A 432-nucleotide genomic window follows, 5' to 3' on the forward strand; every position below is an offset into this window, starting at 1 on the left:
GTCCAGATCACCCCGCCGGCCGACGGCAAGGCGATGGACTTCACCGCCAACACCGAAAAATTCACCGCCGACCTGTCGCTGGTCGACGACCCCAAGTCGAAGGAGGCGATCGAGGCGCTGGGCTATCAGAACATCTCGGGAAACATTGCCATGGCCGGCACCTGGCAGCCGAGCGACGGCAAGATGGAACTGTCGAAATATGACATCTCGGTCGAGAATGCCGGCACGCTCGGCATGACTTTCAACCTCGGCGGCTACACGGTCGATTTCATCAAGTCGATGCAGGCGATGCAGAAGCAGCTCGCCTCGCAGCCGGAAGGCGCCGACAAATCGGCGCAGGGCATGGCCATGCTCGGCCTGATGCAGCAACTTTCCTTCAACGGCGCCTCGATCCGCTATCAGGACGATTCGCTCACCGGCAAGGTGCTCGAC

At 61.3% G+C, this 432-nt stretch carries 1 pseudogene; it reads left to right on the forward strand.

The features are described 5' to 3' along the window. A pseudogene (locus EOD07_RS37180) lies at positions 1 to 432 on the forward strand (hypothetical protein); the annotation flags it as partial.

Source organism: Mesorhizobium sp. M2C.T.Ca.TU.002.02.1.1, from assembly GCF_003997225.1.